At 56.2% G+C, this 15,054-nt stretch carries 11 protein-coding genes; 9 read left to right on the top strand and 2 right to left on the bottom strand.

All coding sequences use genetic code 11. The annotated features are described in order from the left end of the window. Positions 1-162: 162 nt before the first annotated feature. Positions 163-2,154, bottom strand: a complete 1,992-nt coding sequence (gene tkt / locus ZBT109_RS13080) for a transketolase (protein ID WP_027704292.1) — start codon at positions 2,152-2,154, stop codon at positions 163-165. A 356-nt stretch (positions 2,155-2,510) separates the two neighbouring features. Here tkt and metK point away from each other — a divergent pair, with 356 nt between their 5' ends. From metK to ZBT109_RS13040, 8 genes are all read left to right on the top strand, one after another. Further along, positions 2,511-3,731 (top strand): methionine adenosyltransferase, encoded by a 1,221-nt coding sequence (gene metK, locus ZBT109_RS13075; RefSeq protein ID WP_027704291.1) that lies wholly within the window; start codon positions 2,511-2,513, stop codon positions 3,729-3,731. A gap of 272 nt (positions 3,732-4,003) precedes the next feature. Next, positions 4,004-5,389 (top strand): amino acid permease, encoded by a 1,386-nt coding sequence (locus ZBT109_RS13070; protein ID WP_027704290.1) that lies wholly within the window; start codon positions 4,004-4,006, stop codon positions 5,387-5,389. Between the two features lie 141 nt (positions 5,390-5,530). Beyond that, a complete protein-coding gene (locus tag ZBT109_RS13065; RefSeq protein ID WP_051523610.1) occupies positions 5,531-6,541 on the top strand; it encodes a 5'-methylthioadenosine/S-adenosylhomocysteine nucleosidase in 1,011 nt (336 codons plus the stop codon). Between the two features lie 625 nt (positions 6,542-7,166). After that, complete coding sequence (locus ZBT109_RS13060; RefSeq protein ID WP_027704289.1) at positions 7,167-9,455, top strand: ribonucleoside-diphosphate reductase subunit alpha; 2,289 nt, start codon at positions 7,167-7,169, stop codon at positions 9,453-9,455. 100 nt (positions 9,456-9,555) lie between these two features. After that, complete coding sequence (locus tag ZBT109_RS13055; protein ID WP_027704288.1) at positions 9,556-10,605, top strand: ribonucleotide-diphosphate reductase subunit beta; 1,050 nt, start codon at positions 9,556-9,558, stop codon at positions 10,603-10,605. Positions 10,606-10,761: 156 nt separating this feature from the next. Beyond that, positions 10,762-11,211, top strand: coding sequence for a flavodoxin (locus tag ZBT109_RS13050; RefSeq protein WP_027704287.1), 450 nt, complete (start codon positions 10,762-10,764; stop codon positions 11,209-11,211). Then, positions 11,208-11,534 carry a thioredoxin family protein gene (locus tag ZBT109_RS13045; protein WP_027704286.1) on the top strand — a complete coding sequence of 109 codons (327 nt, stop codon included), beginning with the start codon at positions 11,208-11,210 and terminating at the stop codon, positions 11,532-11,534. The genes ZBT109_RS13050 and ZBT109_RS13045 overlap by 4 nt, the downstream gene beginning before the upstream one ends. Before the next feature lie 225 nt (positions 11,535-11,759). Beyond that, the gene (locus ZBT109_RS13040) at positions 11,760-12,638 is read left to right on the top strand and encodes a M23 family metallopeptidase (protein WP_051523609.1); all 879 of its coding nucleotides are present in this window, start codon (positions 11,760-11,762) and stop codon (positions 12,636-12,638) included. A gap of 45 nt (positions 12,639-12,683) precedes the next feature. Here ZBT109_RS13040 and ZBT109_RS13035 read toward each other — a convergent pair whose 3' ends face one another. Continuing rightward, complete coding sequence (locus ZBT109_RS13035; protein WP_027704284.1) at positions 12,684-14,246, bottom strand: right-handed parallel beta-helix repeat-containing protein; 1,563 nt, start codon at positions 14,244-14,246, stop codon at positions 12,684-12,686. A 231-nt stretch (positions 14,247-14,477) separates the two neighbouring features. On the opposite strand from ZBT109_RS13035, the gene ZBT109_RS13030 reads away from it, so the two are divergent. Continuing rightward, entirely contained in the window at positions 14,478-14,963 is a 486-nt protein-coding gene (locus tag ZBT109_RS13030; protein WP_027704283.1) for a hypothetical protein, read from the top strand. Positions 14,964-15,054 lie beyond the last annotated feature (91 nt).

The following is a 15,054-nucleotide window of genomic DNA, read 5'->3' as shown; positions in this document are numbered from 1 at the left end:
GATGCCGCAGCTTGCCAATGGAAGCTTGTCTTGTTGGTGGACGCCGTCGTCAGGGCGTCCACACCGTGGGCTCAGTATACGGAACCTGTCCCACCCCCACCTGCTACAAATTGACTCAAAAACGATGGGGCAACAGAAGGGTACGCGTGTCGAGCGTTTCCCTCAAGACAGCATCTCTTCAGCGACCTTCACGACGTTCTCGACCGTGAAGCCGAACAGATGCGCCAGATCTTCCGGCTTGGCCGATTCGCCGTACGCTGTCATGCCAATAATGCGGCCATCCAGCCCGACATATTTGTACCAGCCATTGATGGACGCCGCTTCGACGGCCAGACGCTGGGTGATATGCCGCGGCAGTACCTGTTCGCGGTAGTCTGCATCCTGTGCATCAAACACGCTGGTGCACGGCATGGACACGACGCGGACGCGGCGGCCCTTGGCTTCCAGTTCAGCAGCGGCGCGCACGGCCAGTTCAACTTCGGAACCGGTCGCGATGATGATCAGTTCAGGTTCGCCTTCGCTGTCACGCAGAATGTAGCCACCGCGCGCGATGTTCATCAGCTGCTCGTCGGTACGCGGCTGCATGGGCAGTCCCTGGCGGGACAGGGCCAGCGCAGTCGGTCCGTAGCGGTGCTTGAGCGCTTCCATCCATGCCATGGCGGTTTCGGCCGCATCGGCAGGGCGCCAGGTGTGGAAGCCCGGCAGGGCGCGCAGCGCTTCGAGGTGTTCGATGGGCTGGTGAGTCGGGCCATCTTCACCCAGACCGATGGAGTCGTGGGTGAACAGGTGCACGATGCGGGTGTGCGTCAGTGCCGACATGCGCAGTGCGTTGTACATGTACTCCATGAACACCAGGAACGTGGCGTCATAGGGGATGAATCCGCCGTGCAGTGCGATACCGTTGGCGATCGCCCCCATACCGAATTCACGTACACCGTAGTGCAAGTACGCGCCGCCATGACTGTCCTTACTGATCGCCTTCACGCCTTCCCATTTAGTAAGGTTGGACGGTGCGAGGTCGGCGCTACCGCCGAACAGTTCGGGCATCATTGGGCCGATCAGGTCGAGTACGTTCTGAGAGGCCTTGCGGGTTGCGATTTTCTCACCGCGAGCCTGTACGTTACGTACGACGGCCATCGTATCGAAGCCTTCCGGCAGGTCGCCACGGTAGCGGCGCTGCAGCTCGCGGGCTTCTTCAGGATACTGGCGTGCATAGGCGGCCATGCGAGCATCATGCTCGGCCTGAAGCAATGCACCACGCTCACGGGCATCCCAGGCAGCATAGATGTCGTCGGGAATTTCGAACGGCGCATGTTCCCAACCCAGAATTTCACGGGCGCGGGCAACTTCTTCCTCGCCCAGCGGTGCGCCGTGGGAGGTTTCCTTGCCTGCTTTGGTGGGAGCACCGAAGCCGATCACGGTCTTGCAGATGATCAGTGACGGGCGTTCTGTCTCGGCCTTGGCGGCTTCGATGGCCGCGTCGATGGCTTCAGGGTCGTGGCCGTCGATCGGTCCGATCACGTGCCAGTTGTAGGACTCGAAGCGCTTGACGGTGTCATCGGTGAACCAGCCTTTCACATCGCCGTCGATGGAAATGCCGTTGTCATCGTAGAACACGGTCAGCTTGCCGAGGCCGAGTGTACCGGCCAGCGAACAGACTTCGTGGCTGATGCCTTCCATCAGGCAGCCATCGCCGACGAAGGTCCAGACACGGTGATCAATGATGTCGTGACCGTCACGATTGAATTCTGCGGCCAATGCACGTTCGGCAATGGCCATACCGATACCGTTGGCAAGCCCTTGGCCAAGTGGTCCTGTCGTCGTTTCGATACCGACCGTCAGACCGTGCTCTGGGTGGCCGGGGGTTTTGGACCCCAACTGCCTAAACTGACGCAGTTCTTCCATGGGCAGATCATAGCCGGTGAGATGCAGCACGGAATAAAGCAGCATCGACCCATGACCGTTGGACAGAATAAATCGGTCACGATCAACCCACTGCGGATTCGCAGGGTTGTGTTTGATGTGACGATTCCACAAGACTTCGGCAATGTCGGCCATGCCCATAGGCATACCTGGGTGACCTGAATTGGCGGCTTGCACGGCGTCCATGGACAGCGCCCTTATGGCGTTGGCGAGCTGACGTCGGGATGGCATGAGGTTCAAGACTCCTGAGATGTCGGCGACCGTTTGAGCGTAAGAATCACAAGGCTGTCATCATAACAGTCGTGATGAGAGGGGTCGTCCTACATGAAAACGTACCCTTATTCCGAACAAAACGCCACGCCTGGATGGCAATTCCTATCACTAACGGCAGTGCTAGGCACGTCTGTAAAGGCCATGTACACTGCTAAGCTGTTCGCTTGCCACACAGGGTGCTTGTCTTGGCGAGAGTCTGTAATACCAGCGCTCACAATAAGTTGGGGCGAAAATCCTGGCGAACACTGTCCCCATGACCGGAAGGTCCCCCTCCCGGCCTCTCATGAGCCAACAACTATGAGGGTAGACACGTAATGAGCGACTCCTACCTCTTTACTTCGGAATCTGTATCCGAAGGGCATCCCGACAAGATCGCGGATCAGATTTCTGACGCGGTACTGGACGCCTTGATTGCACGTGACAAGCAGGCACGTGTTGCGTGTGAAACGCTGGTCAAGACTGGCGTGGCGATAGTGGCAGGCGAGATCACCACAAGCGCATGGGTTGACCTGGAAGACTTGGTTCGTAACGTGATTCTCGATATCGGTTATACCTCGTCTCAGGTCGGTTTCGACGGCGCAACGTGCGGTGTCATCAACCTGATCGGCAAGCAGAGCGTCGATATCGCTCAGGGCGTCGATCGTAGCCGCCCCGAAGATCAGGGTGCCGGTGATCAAGGGCTGATGTTCGGCTATGCCACCAACGAAACCTCTTCGCTGATGCCTGCGCCGATCCATTACGCACACCGACTGGTCGAACGTCAGGCCGAGCTGCGCAAGGATGGCACGCTGCCATGGTTGCGTCCGGACGCGAAAAGCCAGCTGACCTTCCGCTACAACGCCAAAGGCGAGCCGGAAGCGGTCGAAGCGGTCGTGCTGTCCACTCAGCATGATGAAAACGTGTCTCAGGAAAAACTGCGTCAGGCCGTGGAAGAGCTGATTATCCGCGATGTACTGCCGGCAGAATGGATCACCAAAGACACCCGCTTCCACATCAACCCGACCGGCAACTTCGTCATTGGTGGCCCGGTGGGCGACTGTGGTCTGACTGGCCGCAAGATCATCGTTGATACTTACGGTGGCATGGCGCGTCACGGTGGCGGTGCGTTCTCCGGTAAGGATCCGTCTAAGGTTGACCGCAGCGCTGCTTACGCTGGCCGCTATGTCGCGAAGAACATCGTGGCAGCGGGTCTGGCGGATAAATGCGAAATCCAGGTCTCCTACGCCATCGGTGTGGCGGAACCGACGTCCATCTCCGTCAACACCTTCGGCACGGGCCGCATCAGCGACAGCCGTATCGTCGAGCTGGTACGTGAGCACTTCGACCTGCGTCCGTACGGCATCACTAAGATGCTCGACCTGTTGCACCCGATGTACCAGCTGACCGCTTCTTATGGTCACTTCGGACGTGAACCGTTCGAACACCGCTATGAGTGGACCGACACTCAAGGCCAGCCGCATGTCGAAACCTTCACGGCATTCCCGTGGGAGAAAACCGACAAAGCCGCTGATTTGCGCAAAGCCGCGGGCATCTGAGTCAAACGTCGCCTAGCGTCATCCAACAGCGCCTGAGTAGCCATACTCGGGCGTTGTCGTCTTATTTCCCCGCTGTCTCACCTATTTTCTATACGATACGGCTGGTGTCGTGTGTTCATTGACGACGGTCGAGGAGATGCCGCGCGCTGCGTACTGCGTCATACTGCATCTCGACGTCACACGACGTATCACTCATCTTTTACCGAAAAGGTAGTGTTCATCCTGTATGATGCGTCTCCTGCCTTTATTGAAAGCCCTGCAATGAGAGAGTCATGAATCTTTTCAGACGCAAGAATATTGATGCCATGGTGACGAGTGCCCCAGGCCCTTTGCGCAAGGTTATGGGGGCCACCGATCTGGTGATGATGGGACTGGCGGCCATGGTGGGAACGGGCATCTTCGTGGTGTTGGGACGTGCGGCGCTGAGCGCCGGCCCGGGCATCACACTGTCCTTCCTTGCCGCGGGCGTTGCCTGTGCGCTAGCTGCGCTGTGCTATGCCGAATTTACGGCCATGATTCCGGTTGCTGGTTCTACCTATACCTACGCTTATGCTGCGATTGGGGAAATCGTTGCATGGGTGACAGGCTGGAGTCTTATCGCTGAGTACGGACTGGCCGCCTCTTCGATGGCGGTGGGCTGGTCAGGTTATTTTCAGACGTTCCTGTCCACGATCGGCGTTCATCTGCCTGTCGCGCTGACGGCAGCGCCGGGGGCGCAAGAAGGGCATATGACCTTCTTCAACCTGCCGGCCTTCGCGATCGTCATGCTGGCGACTGCACTGCTGTCGTTGGGCGTGCGCGAATCCAAACGCATCAGCAACCTGATGGTGCTGATCAAGGTCGCGGTTATCGTGTTGTTCATTGCGGTGGGCATCTGGCACGTCGAACCGACCAATTGGACGCCTTACATGCCAATGGGAATGGGCGGTGTCGTCAGCGGTGCAGCCATTGTCATCTTCTCGTTCCTCGGGTTTGACGTTGTGTCTTCGGCCGCCGAAGAGGTGAAGAATCCACAGCGCGATCTGCCTATTGGTCTGCTGGGTTCACTGGTGATTTGTATTTTGCTGTATGTGGGCGTTTCTGCGGTCGCAACGGGGATCGTACCGTTCATGGACTTCCGCGGCAGTGATAGCCCGCTGGCGCTGGTGTTGCAGCGAGCTGACATCCAATGGCTGGCCGAGCTGGTGCTGCTGGCGGCCATCTTCGGCATGGCGTCGATGGTGATGGTAATGGGCTACGGCATTGCGCGTCTGGTGTTCGCGATTTCCCGCGATGGCTTGCTGCCCAAGTTCCTGTCGACCGTCAATCATCGTCAGGTGCCGATTTGGTCCACGTGGCTGCTGGGAACGTGTTCCGCGCTGATGGCGGGTCTGTTGCCCCTTCAGGTGCTGACCGAGCTGATCTGCATGGGAACACTGCTGGCCTTTATCATCATTGCGGCTGCCATCCCGATTCTTCGCCGTACACAACGTCATCTGAAGCGCCCGTTCCGCGTCCCGTTCTCGCCGTTCGTACCGCTTCTGTCGATCATCATTAGTGTCGTTCTGATTTGTAGCCTGACGCAGCTGACTTGGATTGCCTTCGGTATTTGGCTGCTGATCGGGTTCGTCATCTATTTTGGCTACTCACGTCGACACTCGAAACTGCGCCGCGCCTGACGCGGAACGCAGTCGCTCGCAGGCGTGCTCCTGAGAGTCACCCATAACAACGGACGTTGAGGGATACGTCCTGCCCGATCCTTGTCAGGGCCAGCAAGTGCCGGGTAATCACAATGCCATGGCCCGAGACAGGATCAACGCATGTCTTTTCAACAATCTTTCTCCTATCGGAACGCTGACCGTCAGCGTTCCGCTTTCCACTCACGCGCACTAAAGGGCTGTCTGTGGGCCTGTGGGGCTTTGGCCGCGGTGCCTTTCCTCGCGCCTTCCGCTGCTCATGCGTGTCAGACTGAATGCACGCCACGTACGGCATTGATGACGGCCTATACCACTGAGATACAGCCGCTAATCAAAGCGACGAAGGATCGTCATGAATACCGCATCCAGGGCGTCCGATTCACGATCGGATCGCTCAATGGTGAGCCTGTCGTCGTCTTTATGAGCGGGGTGAGTACCACCAATGCTGCGATGAATGCGCAGCGGGTGCTCGATCAGTTCAACATCAAACAGATCGTGTTCAGTGGCATTGCCGGCAGCGTGGATGCCTCACGCAATATCGGTGATGTCGTCGTGCCTTCGCGCTGGGCTAACTATGGCGAGAGTCTTTACGCTCGTGAAACGGATGCGGGCTATCAGCCGTCGACTACCGTACGCAAGGCGGGGTTGGCCGCCTATGGCATGATTTACCCGCGGCTTACCGATGTGCTCAGTGCGCGGTCGCGCAACAAGGAAGAGCGGCTATGGTTCCCTGCCAGTGAGTCCCTGCTGGCGCTTGCCAATACGGTTAATGGCGTTGCCTTGGAGTCGTGTGCCTCGGCGACCCAGTGCACCCGCGATAAACCCGTTCTGAAGGTGGGGGGAAGTGGTGTTTCCGGCTCGATCTTCATGGACAATGCCGACTATCGCGATTACCTGCACGATGTATTCGATGCTCAGATCGCCGATATGGAAAGCGGTGCCGTGGCCCAAGTGGCCTATGCCAATCAGGTCCCCTTTATTGCGTTCCGTAGCGTGTCTGACCTGGCTGGAGGCGAGGACGACCAAAACGGCAAGCACATCTATTCGAGCATGGCGGCTAACAATGTCGCGGCGGTCGTGTGTGCCTTCTTCAAGCAGCTTTCAGCGTCGCCTCTTTCTGCCAGCAAGGTGTAAAGAATAAGCGCATGACGTAGTGTCATGATGTGAGGGCGTTTAGCACGTCCTCACCTATGTTTCTGTGCCGCCCTCGTACTGAAATTTCCTTCCTCTCTCCCTTACCTTTTGCATGGCTTTCCCGATTGAGTTGCTAGGCTCATATGCATGGGGCCAGCACCTATTCACAGAATAAAATTTTTATCGCGAAAGGCTGTGGAAAACTGTGTGTGTATCCTGTTGTACACCTGTTTCTTGCTTGTGAAATACCTGCGTCAATAGTGCACAGTAGAGGGCTTTCCCCCTTGTTGCATGGAGGCTTTTAGGGCGCGCAAGGCTGTGCATATCTCGGGGGATAGTTGTAAATTGAGAAAGTGGCCAAAGGCACTATATATAGTGTGGTAATGGGTTCTCTTGGCCTATATGTGGTGGTATGTCAAGAGTGGAGAGATGGCCATTTTGAGTGTAGAATCGCGCACCACAACGTGGGTCAAAGTTGCACATTGACAAACAGCCGTGACAGGTAGGTTTGTGGCTGTTTTTTTACCGTCTTTGTGGTTCTGCACCTTGCCACTTATTGATCATGCCTATCCTTTTTCAACTGCCGGAAAAGGACGCGTGCATACCGGATAGCTAGCGAGATTTTATGACTTTCATTGTTAAGGATAACGGCAAGCGCCAGATGGCTTTCGAGCGCGCACGTCTCGAGCGCTATCTGGACAATATCCACGCTGAATTTCCGCAGCTGGATATCGAAAGCTACAAGCGCAAAGTGTTTTCCTACATCGAACGCCGAGAATCCATCGCGGCTGACGATATGGTCGACTACCTGATTCGCGAAGCGGAATCGCTGACCGATATCACGACGCCCGAATGGGAAATGTTTGCTGCACGCCTGTACCTTAACAAGCTGTACAAGAAAGCCAGCAAAAATCGCTTCTACAACGATGACGACAAGTACGGTTCCTACGTTGGCCTTCAGGAAAGCCTAGGTGAACGTGGTATCTACTCTGGCGATATCCTGCGCAACTATTCCAAAGATGAGCTGCTAGAAGCCAGCGCGGTCATTGAGCCGGAACGTGACAAGCTGTTCACGTACAACGGCCTGTACCTGCTGGCAACGCGCTATCTGGCATCTGATCACACTAAGAGCGTTTACGAGCTGCCTCAGGAACGCTGGCTGACCATTGCACTGTACCTGATGCAGGATGAGAAGCCGCGTGAGCGTCGTATGACGCTGGTCAAGGAAGCGTATTGGGCACTATCCAACCTCTACATGACCGTGGCAACGCCGACACTGGCCAATGCCGGCAAGATCGGCGGTCAGCTGTCCAGCTGCTTCATCGATACCGTCGATGATAGCCTGCAGGGTATCTACGACAGCAATACTGATATCGCGCGCGTGTCCAAGCACGGTGGTGGCGTCGGTGCCTACCTCGGCTATGTACGCTCTACCGGCTCCGAGATCCGCGGTGTCAAAGGCTCCAGCGGCGGTGTCGTGCCGTGGATCAAGCAGCTCAACAACACGGCAGTCAGCGTTGATCAGCTCGGTCAGCGTAAAGGAGCCGTGGCGGTCTATCTTGATATCTTCCATAAAGACATCGAGATGTTCCTCGACCTGCGCCTGAACAATGGTGACCAGCGCCTGCGTGCGCACGACGTATTCACGGCCGTCTGCGTTCCCGACCTCTTTATGGAAGTGGTTGAGCGCCGCGGTGATTGGTATCTGTTCGACCCGCACGAAGTGAAACAGAAGAAAGGCTGGTACCTGCAGGACTTCTTCGACGAGCGTCGTGGTGAAGGTTCTTTCCGTCGCAAGTATGAAGAGCTGGTGGCCGACGAGAACATCAGCCGTCGCGTCGTGAAGGCGATCGATATCTTCAAGCGCATCATGATCAGTCAGCTGGAAACCGGCAACCCGTTCATGTTCTACCGTGACGAAGTCAACCGGATGAACCCGAACAAGCACAAGGGCATGGTCTATTCCAGCAACCTGTGCACCGAGATCCTGCAGAATATGAGCCCGACCCGCCTGATCCAAGAAGTGATCAGCGGCGATCAGATTGTGATCACCAAGCAGGCCGGCGATTTCGTTGTCTGCAACCTGTCTTCCATCAACCTAGGACGCGCGGTCACGGCCGAGTCCGATCTGGTGGAAGAAGACATTCTCGAGCGTCTGATTGCTATCGAAGTGCGCATGCTCGACAACGTTATCGACCTCAACAAGCTGCCCGTGCCGCAGGCGACCATCACTAACCGTCGCTATCGCTCGATCGGCTTGGGAACGTTTGGCTGGCACCACCTGCTGGCCCAAAAAGGCATCGACTGGAATTCGCCCGAAGCCGAGCAGTACGCGGATGAGCTGTACGAGCGCATTAACTACCTCGCCATCAAAGCAAGTAACGCGCTGGCGAAGGAAAAAGGCTCTTACGAGCATTTCGCAGGCAGTGACTGGCAGACGGGTGAATACTTCGAGCGCCGTGACTACACTTCCGCAGCGTGGAGCACCCTGGCCGCCGACGTTGCCGAAAATGGCGTGCGCAACGCCTATCTGATCGCCGTCGCGCCGAATATGAGTACCGCCCAGATCGCAGGTTCTACCGCGTCGATCGACCCAGTCTTCAGCGCCTTCTACTATGAAGAAAAGAAAGACTATCGCCGCCCGGTCATCGCGCCTGATCTGTCGCTCGATACCTACCCCTTCTACGAGAAGGGCGCTTACAAGGTCGACCAGTTCGCTAGCATCCGTCAGAACGCGCGTCGTCAGCGCCATGTCGATCAGGCGATCAGCTTCAACTTCTACGTGCCGAGCACGATTCGTGCAGCAACGCTGCTGAATCTGCACATGACGGCATGGAAGGAAGGCATGAAGACGTCGTACTACGTGCGCTCCAACGATATCGATATCGAAGAATGCGAGTGGTGCGCTAGCTGAGGACACCTCCTCCTCGCCGCACCTCATCAGAAGAAGCACAGGAGCCCATTCTCCTGTGCTTTCGCCATTCTTTAAACCCAGTTTTCAGTAGGTAAGTGTCATGTCCAACGCCAACGGCCACCTCAAGCGTATCAAGATCCTCGAACCGACTTTCCCGAACCGCTCCACCGGCATCATCAATGGTGAAACCAGCGGTATCCTGAACTGGAACGACATTCCGTACCCGTCCTTCTATCGCGCGTACAAAGAACTGTCGACCAACTACTGGATTCCCGATGAAGTCGACATGAAAGGGGACGCGCGTCAGTACGAGGAGCTGGATCGTCACGAGAAGTACGCCTTCGATGCGATCATTGGCCTGCTGGCGACGCTGGACTCCCCGCAGACACGCTTTATCTACAACATCGCGGAATACATCACCGATCCTGCTGCGCATGCCAACGCGGCGATCATCGGTCAGCAGGAAGTGATCCATAACGAGAGCTATTCTTATGTGCTCGCGTCGATCACAGGTCTGCAGGATCAGAAGCGCGTGTTTGAACTGGCGCGTACCCATCCGACGATCATCAAGCGCAACCAGCCGATCATGGACGCCTACAACGAGTTCATGACAGAGAAATCGCCAGAAACCATGCTGAAGGCGCTGGTTCAGTCGTCGATCCTGGAAGGCATCAACTTCTATTCCGGCTTCGCATACTTCTACAATCTGGTGCGCCAGAACCGCATGACGGGTACCGGTAAGATTATCAGCTTCATCAACCGCGACGAGCTGGCCCACTCCAAATTCATTTCTGAGTTGATTCGCGCCATTCTGGCTGAGAACAACCAGCTCAATACCGATAACCTGACGGAATACGTCCACGAAGCGTTCCGCCACGCGGTCGATCTGGAAACCATCTGGTCCGGTGAAGTGCTCGATAAGGTGGATGGTATCGACGTCGATGAAATGATCGGTTACGTGAAGTACCGCGCCAACAAGATGGCGGGCATGCTAGGCATCGAAAGCATGTACAGTGAAAGCAGCAGCAACATCATGCCGTGGATCAAGGCCTACGCAGACAACTTCACGCATACCAAGACGGACTTCTTCGAAATGCGTAACGCCAGCTATAAGAAAACTAACCTTGATAACGGCTTCGACGATCTCTGATCGACGCCGCAGGGCATGTCGGCGGTTCTTGCCGTACGCTGCCTTCTGGTAGAACGGTCGATTCTTGGAGTGGCCGTCTGCCATGCCATATTCCGATATGAATTCGGGCAGGAACGGGCCTGCCCATGAAAGGTCTTCATCTGGGGGAGCTCGACAATGCGTGTGCTGATGGCCTATGACTCATTAAGCGGCAACACGAAGGAAGTGGCCGATATTGCGGCTGCCGAAGTGCGCCGCCTGGGCCATGCGCTGGACGTGACGTATGCCACCATCGAGCACTATCAGGAACGAGGCGACTACGACCTCTACCTGCTAGGTAGCTGGACCAGCGACTATGGCCGCACGCCCCCTGAAATGAAGGAATTCATCGCCGAACTGGTCGATGCCAAGGGCAAGCCCGAGCACGTGGCCGTGTTCGGCACGGGTGAAACCCAATGGGGCATGGAAGTGTACTGCGGTGCCGTTAACCGTATGGCCGCGTTCTTCGGCTCGCACTACCCCACGCTCAAGATCGAACAGATGCCTCATTCGGCAAAGGATACTGCTGCTATCCACGATTGGGTGCAGCGCGTCATCGCACAACGAGAAGAGTCTCCGCTCGCATGAACAAGATCGAAATCACGACCGTTGAAGCGTTTCACGAAGCGCTGGCCGCACACGACTACGTACTGGCGGATTTCTACAAGGACAACTGCCCGGGCTGTAAAATGCTCGATATGTCCCTGAACCGCTTTGCCACGACACCTGCGGCCGAAGGCGTTACGCTGCTGAAAGTGAAGCTGGAAAACGTGGGTGAGGCGTTCTTCCATGAGTTGAAGCTGCGCCAGACACCGACGCTGATCATGTATCGCGGCAGTGAAGAGCTTGGCCGCCAGCCGGGATTCGCCCAGCCCGCGCAGATCGAAGCGCTGGTGGCACAGCCTGCATAAATTGACGTTGCCTCGTTAGTGTCTGCTATCGCGCCATTCCCAATAGTACAGGTATATTGGCCGGGCAGAATATAAAGGGTGGTCTATAGTGAGTAGTGTGTTGTCACCCTTGATGATTGGGCAGCGTTGATTGGTCGTACAGGTACCCTCCTGTGCGGCCTTTTGTTTATGGGGAGCGAGTGCTCATGATGAGCGGAAGTCTCCACGGGTATTGGAACAAGGCATATGACACGCAATGGATTTTGCAGGACGCTATCGGCGTTGGCGACAGGAGTGGTGGCGCTGATCGGTACGTTCATGATGGTGGCTTCATGCCGTGCGCATGCCACTTCCCAGCCCGCTTTTCAGTTTCCGACCTCGGTGCAGCAGGGCAGCCTGATCATTGGGCGTGTGGCCGCGGGTATCAAAGAAGTGCGCTATGACGGGCATGTGCTGCGTATCTCACCAGAAGGCTGGGTTGTGTTGGGGGTAGGGCGCAATGCTGAGCAGCCTGCCGTTGTCGATGTCGTGACCAGTAGCGGTCAGCGCAGTCAGGCGCATATTGACGTCACTCCGCGCGACTGGCCAATAGAAAACGTCAACGGTGTCCCACCCAAAACGGTGGCACCTCCGCCTGCTATTGCCGAGCGTATCAAGCGTGAGCAGGCCGAAGTCACGTCGGCACGTCTGCGTGATGATGCACGCACTGACTTCGCTACACGGTTCATATGGCCTGTGGAAGGGCGCATCAGTGGCCGATTCGGCAACCAGCGCGTCTATAACGGTACGCCAGGTACTCCTCATTCGGGAATGGACATTGCTGCCGCACAGGGGACGCCTGTTAAGGCGCCAGCAGCGGGTTTGGTCACCTTCGCCAATGCGAACCTCTACCTAACTGGAGGCACCATACTGATTGATCACGGGCAAGGGGTCAGTTCGAACTTTCTGCACCTGTCACGTATTGATGTGAAGCCGGGCCAGTACGTACAGCAAGGCCAGGTCATCGGTGCCGTCGGTGCAACAGGGCGCGCGACAGGGCCTCATCTGCACTGGGGAATGAACTGGTTCGACGTACGCGTCGATCCTCTGTTAGTGCTGGAAGCCACAAAGGCCATGCCTCGCTAGAGGCACAGCCTTTGCTGTGAATGTTGCTCTGTAAAGATTAGAGCATTAGTTGACGACCACCTCCGTATTAACCTCGCTGGCCGTAAAGTTGGTCAGCGTGCTCAGCATGCCGCGCCCTGTCATGTAGACCTTGTTGCCACCGTTGCCTGAGCCGGTCAGCGAATCTGCGGCATACATCGAATTGCCGCGGATATGCCAGCCATCGGTGGCGTTGTTGGTCGACGTGCTGGGGTGGAACATGACCGCATGGTTGGCCACGATGAAGCCGTGAATGCGGTTGTTGTTCGCCGTCGCACCATTGATGTCCATTGCGGAGGCGTGCCATGCGCCGAAGCCGTAGTTGTTGCGCTCGGCCGTGGAGTCAAAGGCCAGCAGATAGCTCCCATCGGTCGCGACGAATCCGCAGTCGGGGTTGTCGTAAGCCTCACTTTTATTGGCTTCCATCATCCCTCCATTGAGGGCATAGAACCCGTGGGTGATGTTGTTGTGGGACTTGCACCTCGAGGCCCACATATGGCCGCCATTGCTGTAGAAGCCTGCCTTGTAGTTCCCTGTCGCTTCACTGTTCGTTGCGTCAACGAATCCGCCTGCTTCGGCTGTTACCCCGAACCCTAGCGACGTGCCATCACGACAGTCGGTGACCTTGATACCGTTGCACTTGATGCTAGCAGCATACGCATGCACGCCGCAGTCTCCGGCGCGGTTGATGATGATGCCCTCATCGCAGTTGACGGATGCACCGAACTTGGCCTGGATGCCGTAATACATGTCGTTGATGATCATGGCACCGCCAATGTTGACGGAGCTGCCATCGGTGACGTGAATACCACAGCCATAGCACTCCGAGTTCCAAGTGCCATTGTCCGCATGGCCGTTATAGCCTTGGATGGTGAATCCATTGATCTTGCCCAGAGAGTGGCCTTTCTCGAGGTTAAAGCAGCTCTGGTTGCTGGTGCAGGCGATCTTCAGCACGCAGTTGCTTGGCGTGCTCGTGTTGCCCAGAATCGCGACGCGCGGGCCGATGTTGATCTGCGGCGACATCTGCGCCACTTCATAGGTGCCATCGGCGACCTGAATGTTGCAGAATCCGTCGTGGATCTCGAACAGCTCGACGCAGGCAATGGCCTCGGCCAGTGTCGCGAAGGTGTTGGGTACATGGATAGTGATTGTCGAATGGATGGGTCCCACCAGGAACGACTGTCCGTTGTAGACCAGAGCGCCAGCGCCTCTAAATGAGCATAAATGTTTCAGTAAGGTGTTATCTGTGATCAGATAGTTACCTTCTGGAACCATAAGAACGCCTTGCTCAAGAGCGCGGCGGATGGCATCGGTATCATCATGCTGGTTATCGCCCAGAGCGCCGAACTGACGGACGGATTGTGCAGATCCTTCCGCCAAGCGCCAGTGGCGTACCTTGTTGGTGCTGATGATGACGTTGCCGCCACTGTCTTCGGTCCAGTTGTCGCCATCCTGATAGGAATAGATGCCGCCACCGCCGTCTCCGGGGAAGTAGTAGCCTAGGGTCATGACAGCCTTGATGCTGGCATCTTCGATCGTACGCAGTACGCTAACGTTATCAACGACCTGGATATTGGAAATATCGGTCATAGGGACTTTCCTTTAAGAATATAAGTTGGGCGCTGCAGCAGTGCGCGCTCAGTGATTCGGGTATCAATTCAGGAAGGGAAGGCGCTATGGCAGAAGTGAAGCGCAGTGAGGTCGTGACGTAAAATCACGATGAATTCACATCGTCTGCATGCTTGCTCTGGTCGATAACATATCCTCGGCTTTATGATTCAATGCAATGACAGCAAATGGCCTAAGCAAGGAGATGCCATCATGAAGCGGCTAGGTACGATGCTGCTATTCCTGTTCACACTGACGGGCTGTAGCCTGAATCCGTGGCAGGAATCCCAGCCAAAGCGTCAACCTTTTCCTGAAGACGTGTATAAGACTTTGCCGAAGACCGGTGATTCCTCTTTATCCGGTGTGGTTATGGTGTCTACACAACAGGGCGAGGTACATTACGGTAACCGTGTCGAAGTGGTTGCTGCTCCGGCAACGTCTTATTCACAAGAGGCGTATGATGCACTGAGTAAAGGGCAACCTGTACCTTCGGCAGACCCTCGGGCACAGGCTTACACCCGCCATGCTCAAACCGACAAACAGGGCTTCTTCCGCATGATGTACATGCCGGCGGGACGCTATTTCGTTATCAGTCAGGTGCGCTGGAAAGACGAGCAGGGTGAACAGCATCAAATCGTGCGCGATGATGTCACGTTGAAACCGCACGAAACGACCTACGTCAACCTGATGAATCCATAATGGTCTATATATGAGCGATTTCGATATTTAACATCGAAATTAATCGGTGTTTTCCTGCCTCTAGAACATACAGAATCGAAGTTATTCATCT

The sequence above is a fragment of the Zymobacter palmae genome, assembly GCF_003610015.1.
In the GTDB taxonomy this organism is placed as follows: Bacteria; Pseudomonadota; Gammaproteobacteria; order Pseudomonadales; family Halomonadaceae; genus Zymobacter; species Zymobacter palmae.
This window is presented reverse-complemented; position numbering and strand designations above follow the sequence as displayed.